General features: G+C 64.9%; 14 protein-coding genes. 4 read left to right on the top strand and 10 right to left on the bottom strand.

Annotated features, from left to right (window positions below):
* Positions 1–2: 2 nt before the first annotated feature.
* On the bottom strand, positions 3–3,071 hold the full coding sequence (gene fdnG / locus P8T11_RS21690) for a formate dehydrogenase-N subunit alpha (protein WP_268080080.1): 3,069 nt from the start codon (positions 3,069–3,071) through the stop codon (positions 3–5).
* Positions 3,072–3,300: 229 nt separating this feature from the next.
* Here fdnG and P8T11_RS21685 point away from each other — a divergent pair, with 229 nt between their 5' ends.
* Both P8T11_RS21685 and P8T11_RS21680 read left to right on the top strand, forming a co-directional pair.
* Positions 3,301–4,872, top strand: a complete 1,572-nt coding sequence (locus P8T11_RS21685; protein ID WP_268080081.1) for a DUF1254 domain-containing protein — start codon at positions 3,301–3,303, stop codon at positions 4,870–4,872.
* Positions 4,873–4,950: 78 nt separating this feature from the next.
* Entirely contained in the window at positions 4,951–5,451 is a 501-nt protein-coding gene (locus P8T11_RS21680; protein WP_259252798.1) for an acyl-CoA thioesterase, read from the top strand.
* Positions 5,452–5,499: 48 nt separating this feature from the next.
* On the opposite strand, the gene P8T11_RS21675 is transcribed toward P8T11_RS21680, so the two are convergent.
* From P8T11_RS21675 to P8T11_RS21655, 5 genes are all read right to left on the bottom strand, one after another.
* Positions 5,500–6,507 (bottom strand): sterol desaturase family protein, encoded by a 1,008-nt coding sequence (locus P8T11_RS21675; protein ID WP_268080082.1) that lies wholly within the window; start codon positions 6,505–6,507, stop codon positions 5,500–5,502.
* A 2-nt stretch (positions 6,508–6,509) separates the two neighbouring features.
* Entirely contained in the window at positions 6,510–7,301 is a 792-nt protein-coding gene (locus tag P8T11_RS21670) for a polysaccharide deacetylase family protein (RefSeq protein WP_418910282.1), read from the bottom strand.
* Entirely contained in the window at positions 7,285–8,229 is a 945-nt protein-coding gene (locus P8T11_RS21665) for a YncE family protein (protein WP_268082300.1), read from the bottom strand. The genes P8T11_RS21670 and P8T11_RS21665 overlap by 17 nt, the downstream gene beginning before the upstream one ends.
* Positions 8,230–8,440: 211 nt before the next feature.
* The gene (locus P8T11_RS21660) at positions 8,441–9,313 is read right to left on the bottom strand and encodes a DUF2950 family protein (protein ID WP_268080083.1); all 873 of its coding nucleotides are present in this window, start codon (positions 9,311–9,313) and stop codon (positions 8,441–8,443) included.
* Between the two features lie 4 nt (positions 9,314–9,317).
* Positions 9,318–10,703, bottom strand: coding sequence for a DUF3300 domain-containing protein (locus P8T11_RS21655; RefSeq protein WP_268080084.1), 1,386 nt, complete (start codon positions 10,701–10,703; stop codon positions 9,318–9,320).
* Between the two features lie 206 nt (positions 10,704–10,909).
* Between P8T11_RS21655 and P8T11_RS21650 the strand changes: the two genes are divergently transcribed.
* Positions 10,910–11,347, top strand: coding sequence for a universal stress protein (locus P8T11_RS21650; protein ID WP_268080085.1), 438 nt, complete (start codon positions 10,910–10,912; stop codon positions 11,345–11,347).
* Positions 11,348–11,372: 25 nt separating this feature from the next.
* Here the strand turns inward: P8T11_RS21650 and P8T11_RS21645 are convergent, their stop codons facing one another.
* The 4 genes from P8T11_RS21645 to P8T11_RS21630 form a co-directional block, all read right to left on the bottom strand.
* A complete protein-coding gene (locus P8T11_RS21645; RefSeq protein ID WP_268080086.1) occupies positions 11,373–12,383 on the bottom strand; it encodes a 2Fe-2S iron-sulfur cluster-binding protein in 1,011 nt (336 codons plus the stop codon).
* A 12-nt stretch (positions 12,384–12,395) separates the two neighbouring features.
* Positions 12,396–12,875, bottom strand: a complete 480-nt coding sequence (locus P8T11_RS21640; RefSeq protein ID WP_100853407.1) for a GlcG/HbpS family heme-binding protein — start codon at positions 12,873–12,875, stop codon at positions 12,396–12,398.
* Positions 12,876–12,909: 34 nt separating this feature from the next.
* Positions 12,910–14,343 carry an aldehyde dehydrogenase family protein gene (locus P8T11_RS21635; RefSeq protein ID WP_418910322.1) on the bottom strand — a complete coding sequence of 478 codons (1,434 nt, stop codon included), beginning with the start codon at positions 14,341–14,343 and terminating at the stop codon, positions 12,910–12,912.
* Between the two features lie 191 nt (positions 14,344–14,534).
* Positions 14,535–16,067, bottom strand: coding sequence for a hypothetical protein (locus P8T11_RS21630; RefSeq protein WP_268080089.1), 1,533 nt, complete (start codon positions 16,065–16,067; stop codon positions 14,535–14,537).
* Positions 16,068–16,292: 225 nt separating this feature from the next.
* Between P8T11_RS21630 and P8T11_RS21625 the strand changes: the two genes are divergently transcribed.
* Complete coding sequence (locus P8T11_RS21625; protein ID WP_268080090.1) at positions 16,293–17,033, top strand: sulfite exporter TauE/SafE family protein; 741 nt, start codon at positions 16,293–16,295, stop codon at positions 17,031–17,033.
* The last annotated feature ends 63 nt before the right edge of the window (positions 17,034–17,096 follow it).

The following is a 17,096-nucleotide window of genomic DNA, read 5'->3' as shown; positions in this document are numbered from 1 at the left end:
TCCTATACCTTTTCGACCTTGACCAGGAACGACTTGAATTCCGGTGTCTGGGAATTGCCGTCGCCCACGAATGGCGTCAGGGTGTTGGCAAGGAAGCCGGGTCTGGCCAGGCCCACAAAGCCCCAGTGAATGGGAATGCCCACGTGGTGCACCGTCTTGCCCTCGATGGTCAACGCACGCAAGCGCTTGGTGACCAGCGCCACCGCCTTGATGTAGCCACGGTTGGACGTCACTTTCACCCGCGACCCGTTGGCGATGCCCAGTTCCTTGGCCAGCGCGTCGCCGATCTCCACGAATTGCTCCGGCTGGAGAATCGCATTGATCTCGACGTTCTTGGTCCAGTAGTGGAAATGCTCGGTCAAGCGATAGGTGGTGGCCACATACGGGAAGTTTTCCACCGTGCCCATCGCGGCCAGGTCGTCCTTGAAGACGCGCGCGGCCGGGTTGCTGGTCACGCCCTTGGCCTTCGGGTACAGCGGGTTGTAGCCCAGTGGCGTCTCGAAGGGTTCGTAGTGTTCGGGGAACGGCCCTTCGGCCATGCTTGCCCGCGCGAAGAAGCGCGCCACGCCCTCCGGGTTCATGATGAACGGACCCATGCCGCCTGCCGGGTTTTCGTCACCCTTGAAGTCGGGAATGTCGACACCCGTCCAGGCCTTGCCGTTCCAGCTGATCAGCCTGCGGCTGGGGTCGAACGGCTTGCCCGTTACATCGCAAGACGCGCGGTTGTACAGGATGCGGCGGTTGGCCGGCCATGACCAGGCCCAGTTCAGGGTCTGCCCGATGCCGGTGGGGTCGCTGTTGTCGCGCCGGGCCATCAGGTTGCCACCGGGGCCCCAGGCGCCGGCGAAGATCCAACAGCCGCTGGCCGTGGAGCCGTCATCACGCAGTTCCGCAAAGCCCGCCAATTGCTCACCGCCCTTGCGAGTGACTTTGGTGGGGTCCTTGGGGTCGACAAGGTCCGCGAGCGCGCGGCCGGAATATTCCTTGGCCAGCTCTTCCGCGGTGGGGTTCTGCGGGTTGGCGTACGGCCAGGACAGGTTGACGATGGGGTCGGGATACGTGCCGCCTTCGTCCTGGTACATCTTGCGCAGGCGCGTGAAGATGAGCGACATGATTTCGATGTCGCTCTTGGCTTCGCCGGGGGGCTCGGCGCCCTTCCAGTGCCACTGCAACCAGCGCCCGGAGTTCACCAGCGCGCCGTCTTCCTCGGCAAAACAGGTGGTGGGCAGGCGGAAGACTTCGGTCTGGATCTGGGACGGGTCCACATCGTTGAGCTCGCCCGCGTTACGCCAGAATTCCGAGGTCTCGGTGACGAGCGGATCCATGATGATCAGGTACTTCAGCTTGGCGAAGCCGTCGTTCATCTTGGACTTGTTGGGCGCGGCCGCCAGCGGGTTGAAGCCCTGCGCGATGTAGCCGTTCATCTTGCCCTGGACCATGAGCTCGTAGACTTGCAGCATGTCGTAGAGCTTGTCCAGCTTGGGCAGGTAGTCGAAGGCCCAATTGTTTTCCGCCGTGGCGGCCTGGCCCCACCAGGCCTTCATCAGGCTGACGTGGAACTTGTTGTAGTTCTGCCAGTAGCTGAGCTGGTTGGGGCGCAGCGGCTTCAGCGTGCGGGTTTCGATGTACTTGCCGTACTCCTGTTCGGCTTCGTTGGGCAGCGTCAGGTAGCCCGGCAGCAGGTTGGACATCAGCCCCAGGTCGGTCAGGCCCTGGATGTTCGAGTGCCCGCGCAGCGCATTCATGCCGCCGCCCGCGATGCCGATGTTGCCCAGCAGCAACTGCACCATGGCGCCGGTGCGGATGATCTGCGAACCAATGGAATGCTGCGTCCAACCCAGCGCGTACAGCACCGTGGCCGCGCGGTTGGGGCTGGCGGTGGACGCCAGCATCTCGCACACCTTCAGGAACTTGTCCTTCGGCGTGCCGCACACGCGCTCGACCATGTCTTCGGTGTAGCGCGAATAGTGCTTCTTCAGCAGTTGGTAGACGGTGCGCGGATGCGCCAGCGTGGGGTCCGTCTTGACGTAGCCGTCGTCGCCGCGCTCGTAGTCCCAGCTTGCCTTGTCGTAGGTGCGCTTGTCGGCGTTGTAGCCCGAATACAGGCCCGCGTCGAACGCAAAATCCTCGCGCACGATGAAGGAAAAGTCGGTGTAGTTGCGCACGTACTCGTGCTGGATCTTGTCGTTATCCAACAGGTACTTGATGACGCCACCCAGGAAGATGATGTCGGTGCCGGTGCGTATGGGCGCGTAGAAGTCCGCCACGGACGCCGAGCGCGTAAAGCGCGGATCCACGACGATCAGCTTGGCCTTGTTATGGGCCTTGGCTTCGGTTACCCACTTGAACCCGCAGGGGTGGGCCTCGGCGGCATTGCCGCCCATGATCAACACTACGTCCGCGTTCTTGATGTCGACCCAATGGTTCGTCATCGCTCCACGGCCAAACGTCGGGGCAAGACCTGCCACCGTCGGGCCGTGTCAGACACGTGCTTGATTATCGAATGCCAACATCCCCATGCTGCGCACGGTCTTGTGCGTGACGTAGCCCACCTCGTTGCTGCTTGCCGAGGCGGCCAGCATGCCGGTGGTCAGCCACCGGTTAACCGTTTTGCCGTCCGCGGTCTTCTCGACGAAGTTCGCATCGCGGTCGGCTTTCATGAGTTTGGTGATGCGGGTGAGTGCTTCGTCCCAGGACATCCGCTGCCACTTGTCCGAACCGGGCGCCCGATATTCCGGGTACTTCAGGCGGTTGGGGCTGTGGATGAAGTCAATCAGCGCCGCACCCTTCGGACAGAGCGTGCCGCGGTTGACGGGGTGATCAGGGTCGCCCTCAATGTGCATGATGCTGGCACGCGCGTTCTTGGACCCATCGCCCAGACCGTACATCAGCAAGCCACAGGCGACCGAACAGTAGGGACAGGTGTTGCGCGTTTCAGTCATGCGCGCAAGTTTGTACTGACGGACCTCAGCCATGGCCGTGCCGGGGGCTACCCCCAGCAATGCCAGGCTGGAGCCTGCCAGGGTTGCACCCGTCACCTTGAAGAACTGGCGGCGATTCATGTTGACCATGAAGCACTCCTCTCCTGGTGAATGAACAAAGCCGATGGCTCGCCCAACGCGGAAAAAGCCCTACGGCATCGAAGGACATTGGAAAAGTATATGCCCAAGGCGGACGCCCACGCCATGTAAAACGCACGCTGCACTGCGGAAATGAAAGCGAAATGGAAGTTGTTCGCAGATTTTGGATTGTCTGCCGGCTGCTACATTTCGCGTTGACTGCCTGACAATTGGAATGCCGATGCGCCGCTTTGCCCGCTTGGACCGTCTGGACCGCTTTGCCCTCTCGGCCCTCTTGCTTGCCTGTCTGGCTGGAACGCCCGCCCACACCGTGCATGCCGCCCCCGCGTCCGGCCGCCCCACGCCCGCCGCCGCCGCCACCGAAGCCGCGCATCAAGCGGCCATGCAGGGCTATCTGTACTTTTATCCGCTGGTCACGATGGACCTGACCCGGCGCCAGTTCACGCACCCGTCGCAAGGCGACAAAGGCGCGGCCGCCAACACCTTCCTGCATGGCCGCACGCTGCCCCAGGCCGGCGCCGTCGCGGCCTCGCCCTGGGCCAACCCCGACATGCTGCGCAGCACGGGCTGGGTGGACCTGACGGCCGGCCCCGTGGTGCTGTCGGTGCCCGACACCCAGGGCCGGCTGTCCACGCTGACCCTGCTGGATATGTGGACGGACGTCTTCGCCACGCTGGGCCAGCGCACCACGGGCACCGCCAAGTCCAACACCGTCATCGTGCCGCCCGGCTGGACGGGCACGCTGCCTTCGGGCATGGCGCGCATCGACGCGCCGACTGCCCACGTCTGGAGCAAGATCCTCATCCAAACCAACGGACCCGCCGACTATGCGGCCGTGCACGCCTTGCAGGATGGCTACACGCTGACGCCGCTGTCGCAATGGAACCTGCCCGCGCAATCGCAGCGCGTGAAGTCCGACCCGAACCTGGACCTGAAGATTCCGGTGCGCGAACAGGTGGAATCCATGCCGACCGATGCCTACTTCACCTACGCCGCCGCGCTGCTGCGCCAAAATCCGCCGCACGCCACCGACCAGCCGGTGCTGGCCATGCTGCGCCGGGTGGGATTGATACCCGGCAGGCCCTTTGACTTCGACAAGCTGGACCACCCCGCCAAACAAGGCATGCGACGCGGCCTGCGCGCCGCGCGTGAGCGCATGGCCGCCGCCGCGGGCGCCAGCTTGCGCAGCCTGAACGGGTGGCAGCAGGAGACGGCCAGCGTGGGCGTGTACGGCAACGCCTATCTGCGCCGCGCGCTGGCCGCCCAGGCACAACCCGGCGCCGGCCTGCCCGAAGACTTGTCCGTGCTGCTGCTGGCGGCCGACAGCCAGGGCGCGCCTATCGATGGCGCGCACCACTACGTCATGCGCTTTGAAGCCGGGCAGTTGCCGCCCGCCGGCGCGTCGTGGTCGCTGGCGGCCTACGACAGCCAGGGCATGCCGGTGGCAAATATCCTGAACCGTTATGCCCTGGGCGACCGCTCGCCCTTGCTTTACAACGCCGACGGTTCGCTGGAGCTGCCCATCAGCCACACGCCGCCCCCGCCAGAACAGCAGGCCAACTGGCTACCGCTGCCGTCGGCGGGGCCGGCGACTCTGTTGCTGCGCGTGTACGAGCCGCAGCCCGCGTTGCTGGATGGCTTGTGGATCCCACCGGCGCTGGTACGCAACGGGCCCGAGGCGCTGCCCGACGCCGCGTCGCCAGTCGCGCAGGCGATGCCGGAACCGCCGACGCAAGGGCCTGCACAACCATTGGCGCCAGCGTCAGCCCGGACATCCGCGAATAAACCCTAGGACGTGCCCAGTAGTCGGCACCATGACAGCCACTGCCGCTACCATAGGCGTTTTATTTTTGAGTGATGAGCGCCCGCCATGGACGACGCCTTTAGCCACCAATTGTCGATGACCATCCTGATGACGCCGGACATGGCGAATTTTTCAGGAAACGTCCACGGCGGAACCATTCTGAAGTACCTGGACCAGGTGGCCTACGCCTGTGCCAGCCGCTACGCCGGCCAATACGTGGTGACGCTGTCCGTGGATCAGGTGGTGTTTCGCGAACCCATCCACGTGGGCGAATTGGTGACTTTCCTGGCGGCCGTGAACTTCACCGGGCGCACGTCGATGGAGATCGGCATCAAGGTCGTCACCGAAGACATCCGCCAGAAGCTCGTGCGCCACACCAACAGCTGTTATTTCACAATGGTGGCGGTGGACGACAAGGGCGCGCCCACGGCCGTGCCCCCGCTGGCCCCGCGCAACCTGGAAGAGCGGCAGCGCTTCGAAGCCGCGCGCCTGCGCCGCGAACTGCGCCAGGAAATGGAACGCCGCCACGACGAGATCAAGCGCGAAACCACGCACGACGCGGCGTAGGCCTGGTTCGTCGCGCGGGTTCATTCTTCGCGCGGCTTCAGACCGACATCAAGCCCGCTCAGCCGCTCCCGGCGGCGCGGGCGGTGCGGACGCCGGCTCGCGGTCACGCCCCACCATGCGCTTCAATCCCAGCCATTGCTGGGACCAGAATCCGCGGCCGTAGTCGCGTCCGCCCAATTCGGCCTGCTGGTCATGGATGCCCGTGGGGCCGTAGCCCACGCCGAAGCGGGCGGTACGAAACAGCACGTCCCAGATGGGGAACAGCGCGGCGAAGTTATAGCCGCCGACGGGGCCGGGGGTGGAGGCGTCATAGGCGATGGAATGGTGGTGCCGATGAAAACGCGGGCTGACCAGCAAGCGTTCACCCAACGCGCCAAAGTGCATGCGCAGGTTCGCGTGCGACAGGCTCTGCGCCAATTGCGTAATGGCCACCACCACTACGAACTGCGCGGGCGGCACGCCCACCAGTTGCGACACGAACACGACCAGCACGTCGCGCAGCATGTCGTCCAGCAGGTGGTTGCGGTCATCGCTCCAGACGGTCATCTGGCGTTGACTGTGATGCACGGCATGCAGCGCCCATAGCCAGCCAAAGCGATGCTGCGCGCGGTGGTAGAAGTAGTCGACCGCGTCGAACAGCAGCAGATAGATGATCAGGCTGACCCAGGCTTTGTCGGTGACGCCGGGCCAGTACTGGTCAAGCTGGAACGGCGCGAAGCCCCACACGTGCAACTGCCCGAACACGCTGTCCCAGAACGGGTCGATGGTGAAGAACAGCGCCAGCCGGAAAACGCCCAGCCGGTGGATCAAGGTGTAGAGCACGTCGATGCCGATCTGGCGGCGGTCGGTAACGGGTTCGACCGGCCGCAGGCGTTGCAGCGGGCCGAGCACCAGCACCAGCACGGCCACCTGCACCAGGCCAACCAGCAGCCACATGGTGGCGTCGTAGCCGTCTTCGATGAGGTTGCTCATGCCCAGGTGAAACAGCGCGGGCTGGATCAGGGTTTCGAAGAGCCATTGCTGGCTTGCGCCGAAGAATTGGCTAAGCGTTTCCATGATCAATGATGCGTGGCGATCCAGTCGCGATAGGCGGGGTTCTTGTCCAGGGTGGCAAAACAATAGCCCTTCTGTTGCAGGCCGACAATCAGGGGTTCAAGCACGGCGGGCGCCCAGGGGTCCTGGCGCGACCAGATGCCCAGATGCGCCAGCAGGATGTCGCCTGGCTTGATCGTGCGCAGGGCCTGGTCCAGCAGCTTGGCGTTGGGGAATTTGTCGCTGGGCAGTTCATCGCCCAGGAAACCTGCTGGCGACCAGCCCACGTGTTCGTAGCCACACTCTTTTGCGGCCTTGAGCAAGGCGGGCGAGGTCTTGCCACCCGGCGCGCGGTACAGCGGCAACATGGTGGCGCCCGTCATCTGATGGAAGCGGGTGGCGGATCGCTTGATCTCGGCGCAGTATTGTTCCGACGTCATTTCGGCGCGCTTGCCGGTGTTGGGGCCGGCGCTGGGCTTCACGCGGAATTTGCCGCCGGGCAGGTCGCCCTGCCAGTAGACGTGGTCGTAGGTGTGCGAGGCAAACGCATGGCCTTCCGCCACGCGCGCCTTCCACCAGGGCGCCCACACGTCGTCCAAACTTGCGCCGTCTGTCTTGGTGCGTTCGTTGGCCAGGAAGAAAGTGACCTTCACATGATGGCGCGCCAGCACGTCCGCGATCAGCGGCGCCACGCCCATGTGGCCGGTGTCGAAGGTCAGGTAGACCGGCTTGTCGCAGGTGGTCGGCGCCGCGGCATGCGCCATCGGGATGGCGAATGCAAGGGCGACAGCGAGCAAGCTCTTAACGGGTTGGTGCATGGTTCAGCGTCCATACGCCGTGCGGCGATTTTCCTACCGGGACCTGGTTCACGACCTTCTTCTGTTCCAAATCCACCACGGTCAGCTTGCGTGCCCAGCGCGACGTCACCAGCAGCGTTTTGCCATCCGCCAGGATGTCCATGCAGTCCGGGCCGCCCGGCACGGCGAAGGTGTCGGTGACGGTCAGCGTCAGCATGTCGATACGGCTGATGGAGTTGGCGGTGCGGTTGCTGACGAACAGATGGTGCTTGTCGCCCTGCGCGCGAAAGGCGTGCGCGCCGGCGCCGGTGGGGATGCGCTTGATCAGCTTGGCGGGACCGTGGCTGACGTCATAGGCTTCCACGAAGGAATCGCCCGTCAGCGCCACCAGCAGGGTTTTCTGGTCAGGCGTCAGAAACACGTCGGCCGGCGTCTTGCCCACCGACACGGTCCACTTCGGTGTCTGCGTGGCCAGGTCGATGGCGATCAACTGGTCGCTGTCCTGCAAGGTGACGTAGGCCGTGGTGCTGCGCTTGTCGATCATGATGTGGCTGGGCGTCTTGCCCGCCTGCAAGCGCTTGACCAGCTTCAGTTCCGCGCCCGGATGCTGCGGCTGCCAGGCATAGATGTCGATATGGTCCAGCCGGTTGGCGGCGGTGACGAACCACTTCATGTCCGGAGAAAACTGCAACTGATAGGGGTCGACGATATCCTTCAGGGTGCGCTGCACCTCGCCTGTCTTCGGATCCATCATGGTGATGGTGTTGCCCGTCGCGTTGGCCACCATCAGCGACTTTTCGTCGGGCGTCAGGTACAGGTGGTGCGGTTCCTTGCCGGTGGGTACGCGCCGAAGCTCTTTGTAGGACACCGGGTCGACGATGCTGACGTTGGCGTCCAAGGAATTCAGGACAAAAATCGGGGCGGATGCCGCCGCTGCGCTAAGCGCCATCCCTACGCCAACCAGGGCGTAGCGGACAAAATGCAAGGGGTTCAATTTCAAGGTCCGGCGAAGGAGGATCGGGCACCGATCCCAGTGCTCGCCATTTTATGCACACGCACCTTTCAAAAGGGCATCAAGCAGGGGCTGGGGAGCATTCGCTTGCGCCTGTTGCCACTCAGCAACAACCCCTGCTCGCGCAGCCCCCGGAAACGCCAAAAACTCATTTGGCGCCAGCGGGTTGCGCGTCGGCCTCCACCCAGTTTCCGGCGTCGACATCGCGGTCGCGCAGCGACGCCGCGCGGGTGGCGGACGAGGGGCCAAGATCGGCCTCGCGTACCCCGCCCTGCGGACCGATGACGAAGGTGCCGATGCCCGTCTGCCCGTACCGCGCGGGCCATGCCACGATGCGGTAGGCCATGTCTTTACCGCCCGGCAGGACTTTGTAGCGATAACCGTAATACGCATCGGCCACCGGCACCTCCGGGCCCATGACCAGCGCGTCGGGCCCGAGGGCTTGCGGCGGGGCGCCGGGCACCTCCGGCCAGTACAGGCCATCCATGGCGCCGGGGCGGCTGACCAGGCGGCTGGCGTAGCGGCCTTGCCCCACGCCTTGCTGGTAACGGGTCTGCGCGGCCTGCAGTTGCTGCAGGGTTTCGATGGCGGTCAGTTCATTGCGGCCGATCGCACGGCGCTGAAGTTCGGCCTTGCCTGCCACCGGGTCAAACCGCCAGCCCTTGCCCGCGCTTACGATGGGCACGGGCAAGGTCCAGCCGGATTCGCCCACGGCCAACCAGGAGCGGCCACCGTCGGTGACGACCTCGTGCTTCTTGGCCCAGGCCGCCAGGAATCGGTAGATGTCGTCTTGCGCCACGCCGCCCGGCACCAGCTGATTGTGGTTGGGTCCCAGCACCTTTGCCATGGCAACGGAATCGCTGGTGGCCAGGGCGTCGGCGAAGGCATCGGCCGCGGCCTCGGGGGTGGGATACAGGCTTTGCGCCGCCAACGGCGCGGCCAGCCCCATCGCCAGCAGTGTCGCGCCACCCAGGGCACGGGCACGAATCCAGGCATTCGTCATGAAGTTTCCCTTGTCCATGGTGCTACCTCCGACCGCCGAAATGGCCGCCGCCACCCGCGTGCCCGCCGCCGCCGCGATGGACGCCGCCTCCACCCCCGCCCCGGCTCATGTCGCTTCGGTGGCTTTGCTGGCGCATGCGGTCGCCGTTGCCGGAATCGCGCAGTGCGTTGTTGCTGTTGGCCGCCCGGGCCCGATCACGGGCAGCGCTTTCATCCGCGCGCTGGCGCTGGGCCGCGGCCTGGTGGTTCTGCGTGGACACACTTGAAGAGCGCGGGCTATGGGTGCCGGCCTGTGTGCTGCGAGCCCCCTGGCCGTCTGACCGTCCTGCCGCGCCTTGGCCATTTCGCCCTGCGGTGCCGGCGCCCTGGCCGCGCCCTGCGCCGGGTTGCGCATGGCCCGCAATGGGCTCCCCGGTGCGTCCCTGGAACGACTGCGCAGCGCGATCACGCGCGGCGTCGCGGGAGTTCGGCGCAGGTGCGGCGCCAGCCACGCGTCCGCCCTGACCTTGCCCCGGCCGCTGACCCGCCTGCCGGTTCTGCAGGCCCTGTTGCCGCTGGCTATCAAAGCGCTGGCGGTTGGCCTGGTCCGCATAAGGCGTGTTGCCACGGTTCTGCGGGTTGTGCTTCCAGGACACATTATTGTTGTTGGCGTTGTTGATCCGCTGGTTGACGTTGACGTTGTTGTAGCGGTTGACGTCGATGTCGACGTCGTTGTGTCCCCAGTCAAACCCGCCCCACATCGAATTCACCGCCGCCACGCCCAAGCCGAAACCGATGCCGGACACCAGCGCGGTCCCAAAGACGGACCCAGGCGGCGGCGGATAGTAGTAAGGCGGGTAGGACGGGTAAGCCCACGCCCCGTAGACCACGGTGGGGTTGTAACTGGGCACGTAGACCACCTGCGGATCAGCCGGCTCGATCACGACCACCGTCTTCTCGTTGGTGGTGTTGGTGGTGACCGTCTGCTGCGGCGTGCTTTTCAGGTTGCCGGCCTTTTGCGCCTGCGTGCGCAAGCGCTGGACCGAATCCATCACGGCATCCGGCTGCGCCAGGAAGGCATCGCCCACGGACTTCACCCAGTCAGGTTGGCGGCCCATCATGTCCATGACCGACGGGAACGCCACCAATGATTTCACGCTGGGATCCCAGGCCTCGCCTTCGACCGCCTTGACCGCCTGGTCACCTGATTCCGAGGTATGCGCCGCCGACCATTTGGCGGCGGCCGCGACGTCGTCGGGGTAGGTAGCCCCCATGAGGATCTGCGACAGCAATGAATCGGGGTACAGCGCCACCGGCGCCATCAACTGATCCAATTGCCCGTTGTCCAGCTTGGTTTGCGCCGCCGCGGGCATGCAGACCGCCAGCCCCAGACACAAACAAGAAATTAACCACGCTTGCAGTCGACGCATGAACCGTTCTCCGTGTTGCAACGCATGAAGCTGAAAGCCACGAGGGAACTGCCGGATGACGCGCTGACAATATATGCCTATCACCAGGGCATGGGAAGCCCTGGCGCCGCGCGCCTCGTCCTTCTGCGGGACTGGATTGCCGGCAGGGCCGGGCCTATACTGATTTCGCCGTTGCTCGACATTCCTTTTCCTAAAGGAGAGGCAACATGTACAGGCACTTGCTCATCGCCGTGGATGGCTCACTGCTGTCCGAATCGGCATTCAAGCGCGCGCTCGTTTTCGCCAAGGAAATGGGCGCAACCATCACGCTCATCCGCGCCATTCCGGAGGACCATCTGCTGGTTCACCAGGCCGAAATGCTGGGCACCACGCAAACGCATCACACCGACCAGACGCGCAAGAACGCGGAAAACTACCTGAACGGTCTTGAAATCGAAGCCCGCCACGCGCTGGTGCCGTGCAATTGCGTCGTGCTGATCAACGACCATCCGCACGAGGCCATTGTGGAAACCGCGAAGGGCCAGGGTTGCGACCTGATCATCATGGGGTCGCACGGGCGCCACGGGATGACGGGCTTTCTGCTGGGTAGCGAAACGCAGCGCGTGCTGGCCAAGACGCGGCTGCCGGTGCTGGTGTTCCGCTAGGGCGCCAGGCCGGACGTCTTTGCCGTCAGCCCGCCGGCTCCAGCGCGTGCTGGAAGGTGAAGCTGTCGGCGTATATGTAGTCCAGGCTGGCGCCGCGTCCGGCCAGCATGTGCTTGGCGTCTTGAATCATGGCGGGCGCGCCGCACAGGTAGATCGCGTGTTCGGACAGGTCGTCGTGATCTTGCGCCACGGCGTCCTGCACATGGCCGCGACGGCCTTGCCAGCTTGCGTCCGCGCGCGACAGCACGGGCACGAAATTGAATTCGTACAAGCGTCCCGCCCAGCCCGCGATTTCATCTTGCAGATACAGGTCAGCCTGCGTGCGCATGCCCCAATACAGGGTCACGGGCGGGCAGTCTTCCTTGTCCAGCAAGGATTCCAGAATGGCCTTGATGGGTGCGATGCCGGTGCCCGTGGCCACCATGATGAGCGGGCGCCAATCTTCCTCGTGATAGCTGAACACCCCCAACGGCGCTTCGATCGTCAAGGCCGCGCCGGGTTGCGCTTGCCCCAGCCATAGGTCGGTGTAACGGCCACCGGGAATCCGGCGCACGTGAAAATCGACCAGCCCATCCGAGGGCACCGATGCCATGGAAAAACTGCGCGTTTCGCCATCCGGCAGCAGCACGTTCATGTACTGGCCCGGCACATAGTCCAGCCCGCCATCAGGCAGCGCCAGCGTCAGGTGGATGATGTCGTCCGTATAGGCGTCGATGCGGTGCACGGTGGCGGCAAGCTGGCGCGGCTCGGGAAACACCTGGCGGCTGCTGGGCACGCTGATGCAAAGATCGCTTTCGGCGCGCGCCTGGCAAGCCAGCGCGTAGCCTTCGGCGGCTTCTTCCGGCGTCAACGCCATCGGGAATTCGTCATAGCGCACCGCGCCGGATTCCAGCTTGATGCGGCAGGTGCCGCAGCCGCCAAAGGTACATTCGTGCGGCAGCTTCACCGCCGCGCGTTCGGCGGCTTCCAACAGCGATTCGTCGGCGCCGGCAACGAAGGCTGCGCCGGTCTGCAGGATATGCACGCGGTATGCCATGACGGGCCTCGCTTATTTCTTGATGTCGGCCTGCACCAGCACTTTCATGCCGCGCGGCTCCAGCAGTTCGGCCAAGGCCGCCAACGCGGCCAGACCCGCCTGCGTGTCCTGTTCGCCGTTGCCGCCGCTCAAGCCCACGCCGCCGATCACCTCGTCGTTCACCACGATGGGAAAGCCGCCCACGAACACGGCGAACTTGCCGTCAAAGCTCCATTGGATGCCGAAGGCTTCGTTGCCGGGCAGCGCGGGGCCATTGGGCGGCGTGTTGAACAAGTGCGTCGAGCGCTTGTGGCCGGCGGCGGTAAAGGCCTTGTTCCAGGCGATCTGCGGGCCGGTGATGCGCGCACCGTCCATGCGTTCCAAGGCGATGGGGTAGCCGCCGTCGTCCACGATGCAAATGGATTCCAGCACGCCGATGGCTTCGGACTTGGCCATGGCGGCACGCACCATCACGCGCGCTTCTTCCAGTTCCAGGCGGTAGATCTGCTTCATATTCGTAGCCTCTTCAGTGATTGATGGCGCGCGTTCAGCCCGCGCGGTAGATGGTTTTGATCTGCGTGTAGAACTCCAGGCCCACCCGGCCGGATTCCCGGAACGTGGACGTGCTGGAATGCTTCAGGCCGCCAAACGGCGCGTTGATCAGGTTGCCGGTGGTGGTGCGGTTGATCTTCACCGTGCCCGCCTGGATGTCGCGCGCGAAGCGGTGTGCGTAACGCGCGTCGGTGGTGGCGATGGCGGCGGACAGGCCGTATTCCGTGTCATTGGCCTTGGCGATGGCGTCGTCGTAGCCATCGACTTCAATCAGCGCGATCACCGGCCCGAAGATCTCTTCGCGCGCGATACGCATCTGCTGGGTCACGTCGGTGAAGAGCGCGGGCGTGACGTAGTAACCGCCGTCAAAGCCCGGGCCGGTCAGTTGCTCGCCGCCACACAGGTGCGTGGCCTCTTCCTTGCCGATCGCCACGTAGCTCAGCACATTGTCCAACTGCTTGCGGGTGGCCAGCGGCCCCAGATCGAAGTTGCCTTCCAGGCCATTGCCGATGGTCAGCGCCTTGACGCGCGCGACCAGTTTTTCGGTGAACGCCTGGCGCACCTTGGCGTCCACCAGTACGCGGCTGGTCCCCGTGCAGGCCTGGCCGCTCAGCGAAAAGCCGCCCTTGACCGCCAGGTCCACGGCGCGGTCCAGGTCGGCGTCGGCCAGCACGATCAGCGGGTTCTTGCCGCCCAGTTCCATCTGCGTGCGCGTCGTCAGGCCGGCGCTGCGGTGGATCTGTTCACCCGCTGCGGTGGACCCGGTAAACGAGATGGCGCGCACCGCCGGGGCGCCGGTGATGGCGGCGCCCACCGCCGCCGCCGGGCCGACAACCAGGTTCAGCACGCCCGCGGGCAAGCCGGCCTGCACAAAGGCTTCGGTCAGGCGGTAGCCCGATAACGGCGCGTCCGACGACGGCTTGAACACCACCGTGTTGCCGGCGATGAGCGCGGGCGCGATCTTGCGGGCCGGGATGGAAATGGGGAAGTTCCAGGGCGATATCACGGCCGCCACGCCCAGCGGCTCGCGCTGGCTGTAGACCACCATGTCCGGATCATCATTGACGAAGGTTTCGCCGGTAAAGCTCTGCCCTTCGACGGCATAGAAACGGATCGTCTGCGCCGAGCGCATGACTTCGTCCTTGGCCAGGTTCAGGCCCTTGCCCTCTTCGCGCGTCAGTTCGCGGGCGAATTGGTCGGCGTGGTCTTCCAGGTATTGCGCCGCGCGAAACAGAATGGCCGCCCGCTTCGAGATCGGCGTGTCGCGCCAGGCGGCAAAGGCCGCGTCAGCCGCCTGCACCGCGCGCCGCGCGTCGTCGGCGTCCGATACCGGGAAGTTACCCACGATGTCGCTGGTGTCGGCGGGGTTGATGTTGGGGGCCGTGCGGCCGGTGGCGCTGGGCTCCCAGGCGCCGCCGATATGGTTCATGAAGGTTTGCTGCGAAAGATCGTCCACGGGAGCGCTTCCTTTGTCGGTGCGGGCTTGGCCCGAGATGGGGCGTCTGAGGTAATTTATGAACATTGTATACTTTAATCTTTGAAGAACGATACGTGGAAACCCCAGGCAGGCTTGTGAAAAAGGGGCCCGCAGGCCCCTCTTTGATTGGCACTATCCGAAGCTCAACCCCAGATCAGCACCGCGCAAATGGTGGACACGGACAGCGCCAGCAGTACCGGCAGCAATAGCGCCCGCACCAGCGACAGGACGTTCACGCGGGCGAAGCCGGCCACCGCAATCAGGGAAGACCACGCGATCAGCGTGCCCCCGCCCGTCCACACCGCCCCCATCTGGCCCACGGCGGCCAGGGTGGCCGCGTCCACGCCCACCACCGGACCCAGCGCGCCCGACAAGGTGCCGGTGAGCGGCAACCCGGCAAAACCAGAGCCGTCGATGCCGGTGATCATCCCCACCAGCAAGACGCCGAACGCGACCAGGAAGTGGTTTTCGGGAATCAGGTGCTGACCGGCCGAGATCACTTCGAACAGCAGCCCAGGGGCCTGCGCCTGCGAAACGCCCAGGATCTGCGCCGCTGTCTCGTTGGCGCCGATAAAGAAGAAGCCGGCAATCGGCAGGACCGATCCCATGGCCTTGAACGCGAAGACAAAGCCATCCGTCACGTGCTCGGGGCACACATCCAGCATCTTGCGCGGGCCTTCGGCGGCCAGCGTCACCAGCATCATCACCACGAAGGCGACACCGCCCACCAGCGCCGCCGCGTCACCGCCGCGCAAGGCGGGCAGCGATGGGAACAGGCGGGGCAGCACCATCACCCCGATCACCGTCAGGAAGGCCAGCGGCGTCACCACGGCGAAGGTCTTGGACCAGCGCACACGGCGGCGTTCTTCATCGCTGACGGTGACGCCGTTGGGCAAGGCCGGGTCGGTGCCCATGGTGCCGCGCGCAAGTTCGGCTTTGTCGAATGAGCCAGATTGCTCGATGCTTGCCAGGCTGCCGTCCTGGGCACGCGCCTGCCAGGCGTCCAACAGCCCCGCGTTGGCCGGAACGATGTGCTTGCGGATCAGCAGATAGGCCGCGGTCAGCGCCACGGCGCCGGTTATCAGCGACAACACCAGCGCACGGTCGGCCACCACGGCCGCGCTGACCGCCGCGCCCGCGGCCTTGGCGCTGATGCTGGGCGCCACGCCAATCACATAATCGGACGACAGGGCCATGCCTTGGCCGGCAATGGCAATCGCCATGGCGCCCGCCAGGGGCGGCAGGCCGGCCGCGATGGCGGCGGGCAGCAAGATGGCGGATACCAGCGGCACGGCGGGCGTGGGCCAGAAGAACAGAGACAGCACATAGGTACAGAGCGCGATGATGATGAATGCCGAATGGCCGCCCCGCATCACGCGCCGAAACGGCTGCACCATGCGCACGTCCGCCTGCAAGGTCTTCAGCGAATTCAGCAGGGCGGTCATGAACGTGATGACCAGGAAAATGTTGAACAATTCCTTGGCCGCCACGAAGCTGGCCGAAAAGATGCCGATCAGCGCGCTGATCGGACTGCCGGTGATGGCCAGCACCACCAGAAAAGTGCCGATTACCGATGGCACCACCACATTGGCCCGCAAAATCATCGTCAGGATGATGGCGGCCACGCTGATCAGATACATCCAGTGAGCAGCAGTGAGCACGACGTCCGCTTGCATGCGTGATTCCCCTTGTGACGTGGCTGTTAGGTCGCCACAGTCGGTATACTATATTTCGTTTGCAGGCATACCAATCGAAATATGCAGTGCCTAGGGAAACCGATAATTCTGAAAATTACATGAATCTCGCCCGAAAATTACGGGTTTACCCTTGCCTTTGGGTACCGGGGCTCACTGCATCCGAAATTCACGCCTGACTATCGTATACATAAATAGGCTTAGCCCATGTCCGCCCTGTCTTTCCCCGATTTTTGGCATTACGCCGCCATGGCCGTGGTGGTGTTCGGCGCCGCCGTGGCGCAAGGCGTGGGCGGCATCGGCTTCGCCATGTTCGCGGCCCCGGTGGCGGCAATGTTCTTTCCGCAACTGGCGCCCGGCCCCTTGCTGACGCTGGGCGGCTTCATCTCACTGTTGACCGCCTTGCGCGAGCGGACCTTTATCGACTGGTCTTCCGTGTCTTATGCGCTGGCCGGCCGCGCGGTCGGCACGCTGCTGGCCATCTACGCGATGGCGCGCTTTGCGCCCCAGACCCTGGGCGTGCTGTTCGCCGGCGTGATCCTCGTGGCCGTGGCCCTGAGCGTGGCAGGCTTGCGCTTTACCGCCACGCCGGGCCGGGTGTCCGGGGCCGGCGTGGCCTCCGGCATCATGGGAACGATGACGTCGGTGGGCGCCCCGCCCATCGCCATCGTGTTGCAACACACCGCGCCGCCCCAACTACGGGCCACGCTGGGCGTGGTGCTGTTCCTGGGGTCGATTTTCTCTCTGGCCATGCTGGCGCTAGCCAAGCGGTACACGGGTTACCACGTTGGGCTGGCGCTTAGCCTGGCGCCTTTTCTGCTGGCGGGCTTTGCGGTCTCGAATCGCTTGCGCAACCGGCTGCCGCCGCATGCCGTGCGCAGCGTGCTGCTTGCGGTATGCGCACTAAGCGCCGTGGGGGTGCTGGCCAAGGCCTTCTGGGGCGCCTGATGTTGGCAGCCCCGCCCGCCTCGACGTTGGCCGCCCCGATGCCGGAAGCCCTGGTGTCCGGCG

It is taken from the genome of Achromobacter spanius, assembly GCF_029637605.1.
In the GTDB taxonomy this organism is placed as follows: domain Bacteria; phylum Pseudomonadota; class Gammaproteobacteria; order Burkholderiales; family Burkholderiaceae_B; genus Achromobacter; species Achromobacter spanius_E.
This window is presented reverse-complemented; position numbering and strand designations above follow the sequence as displayed.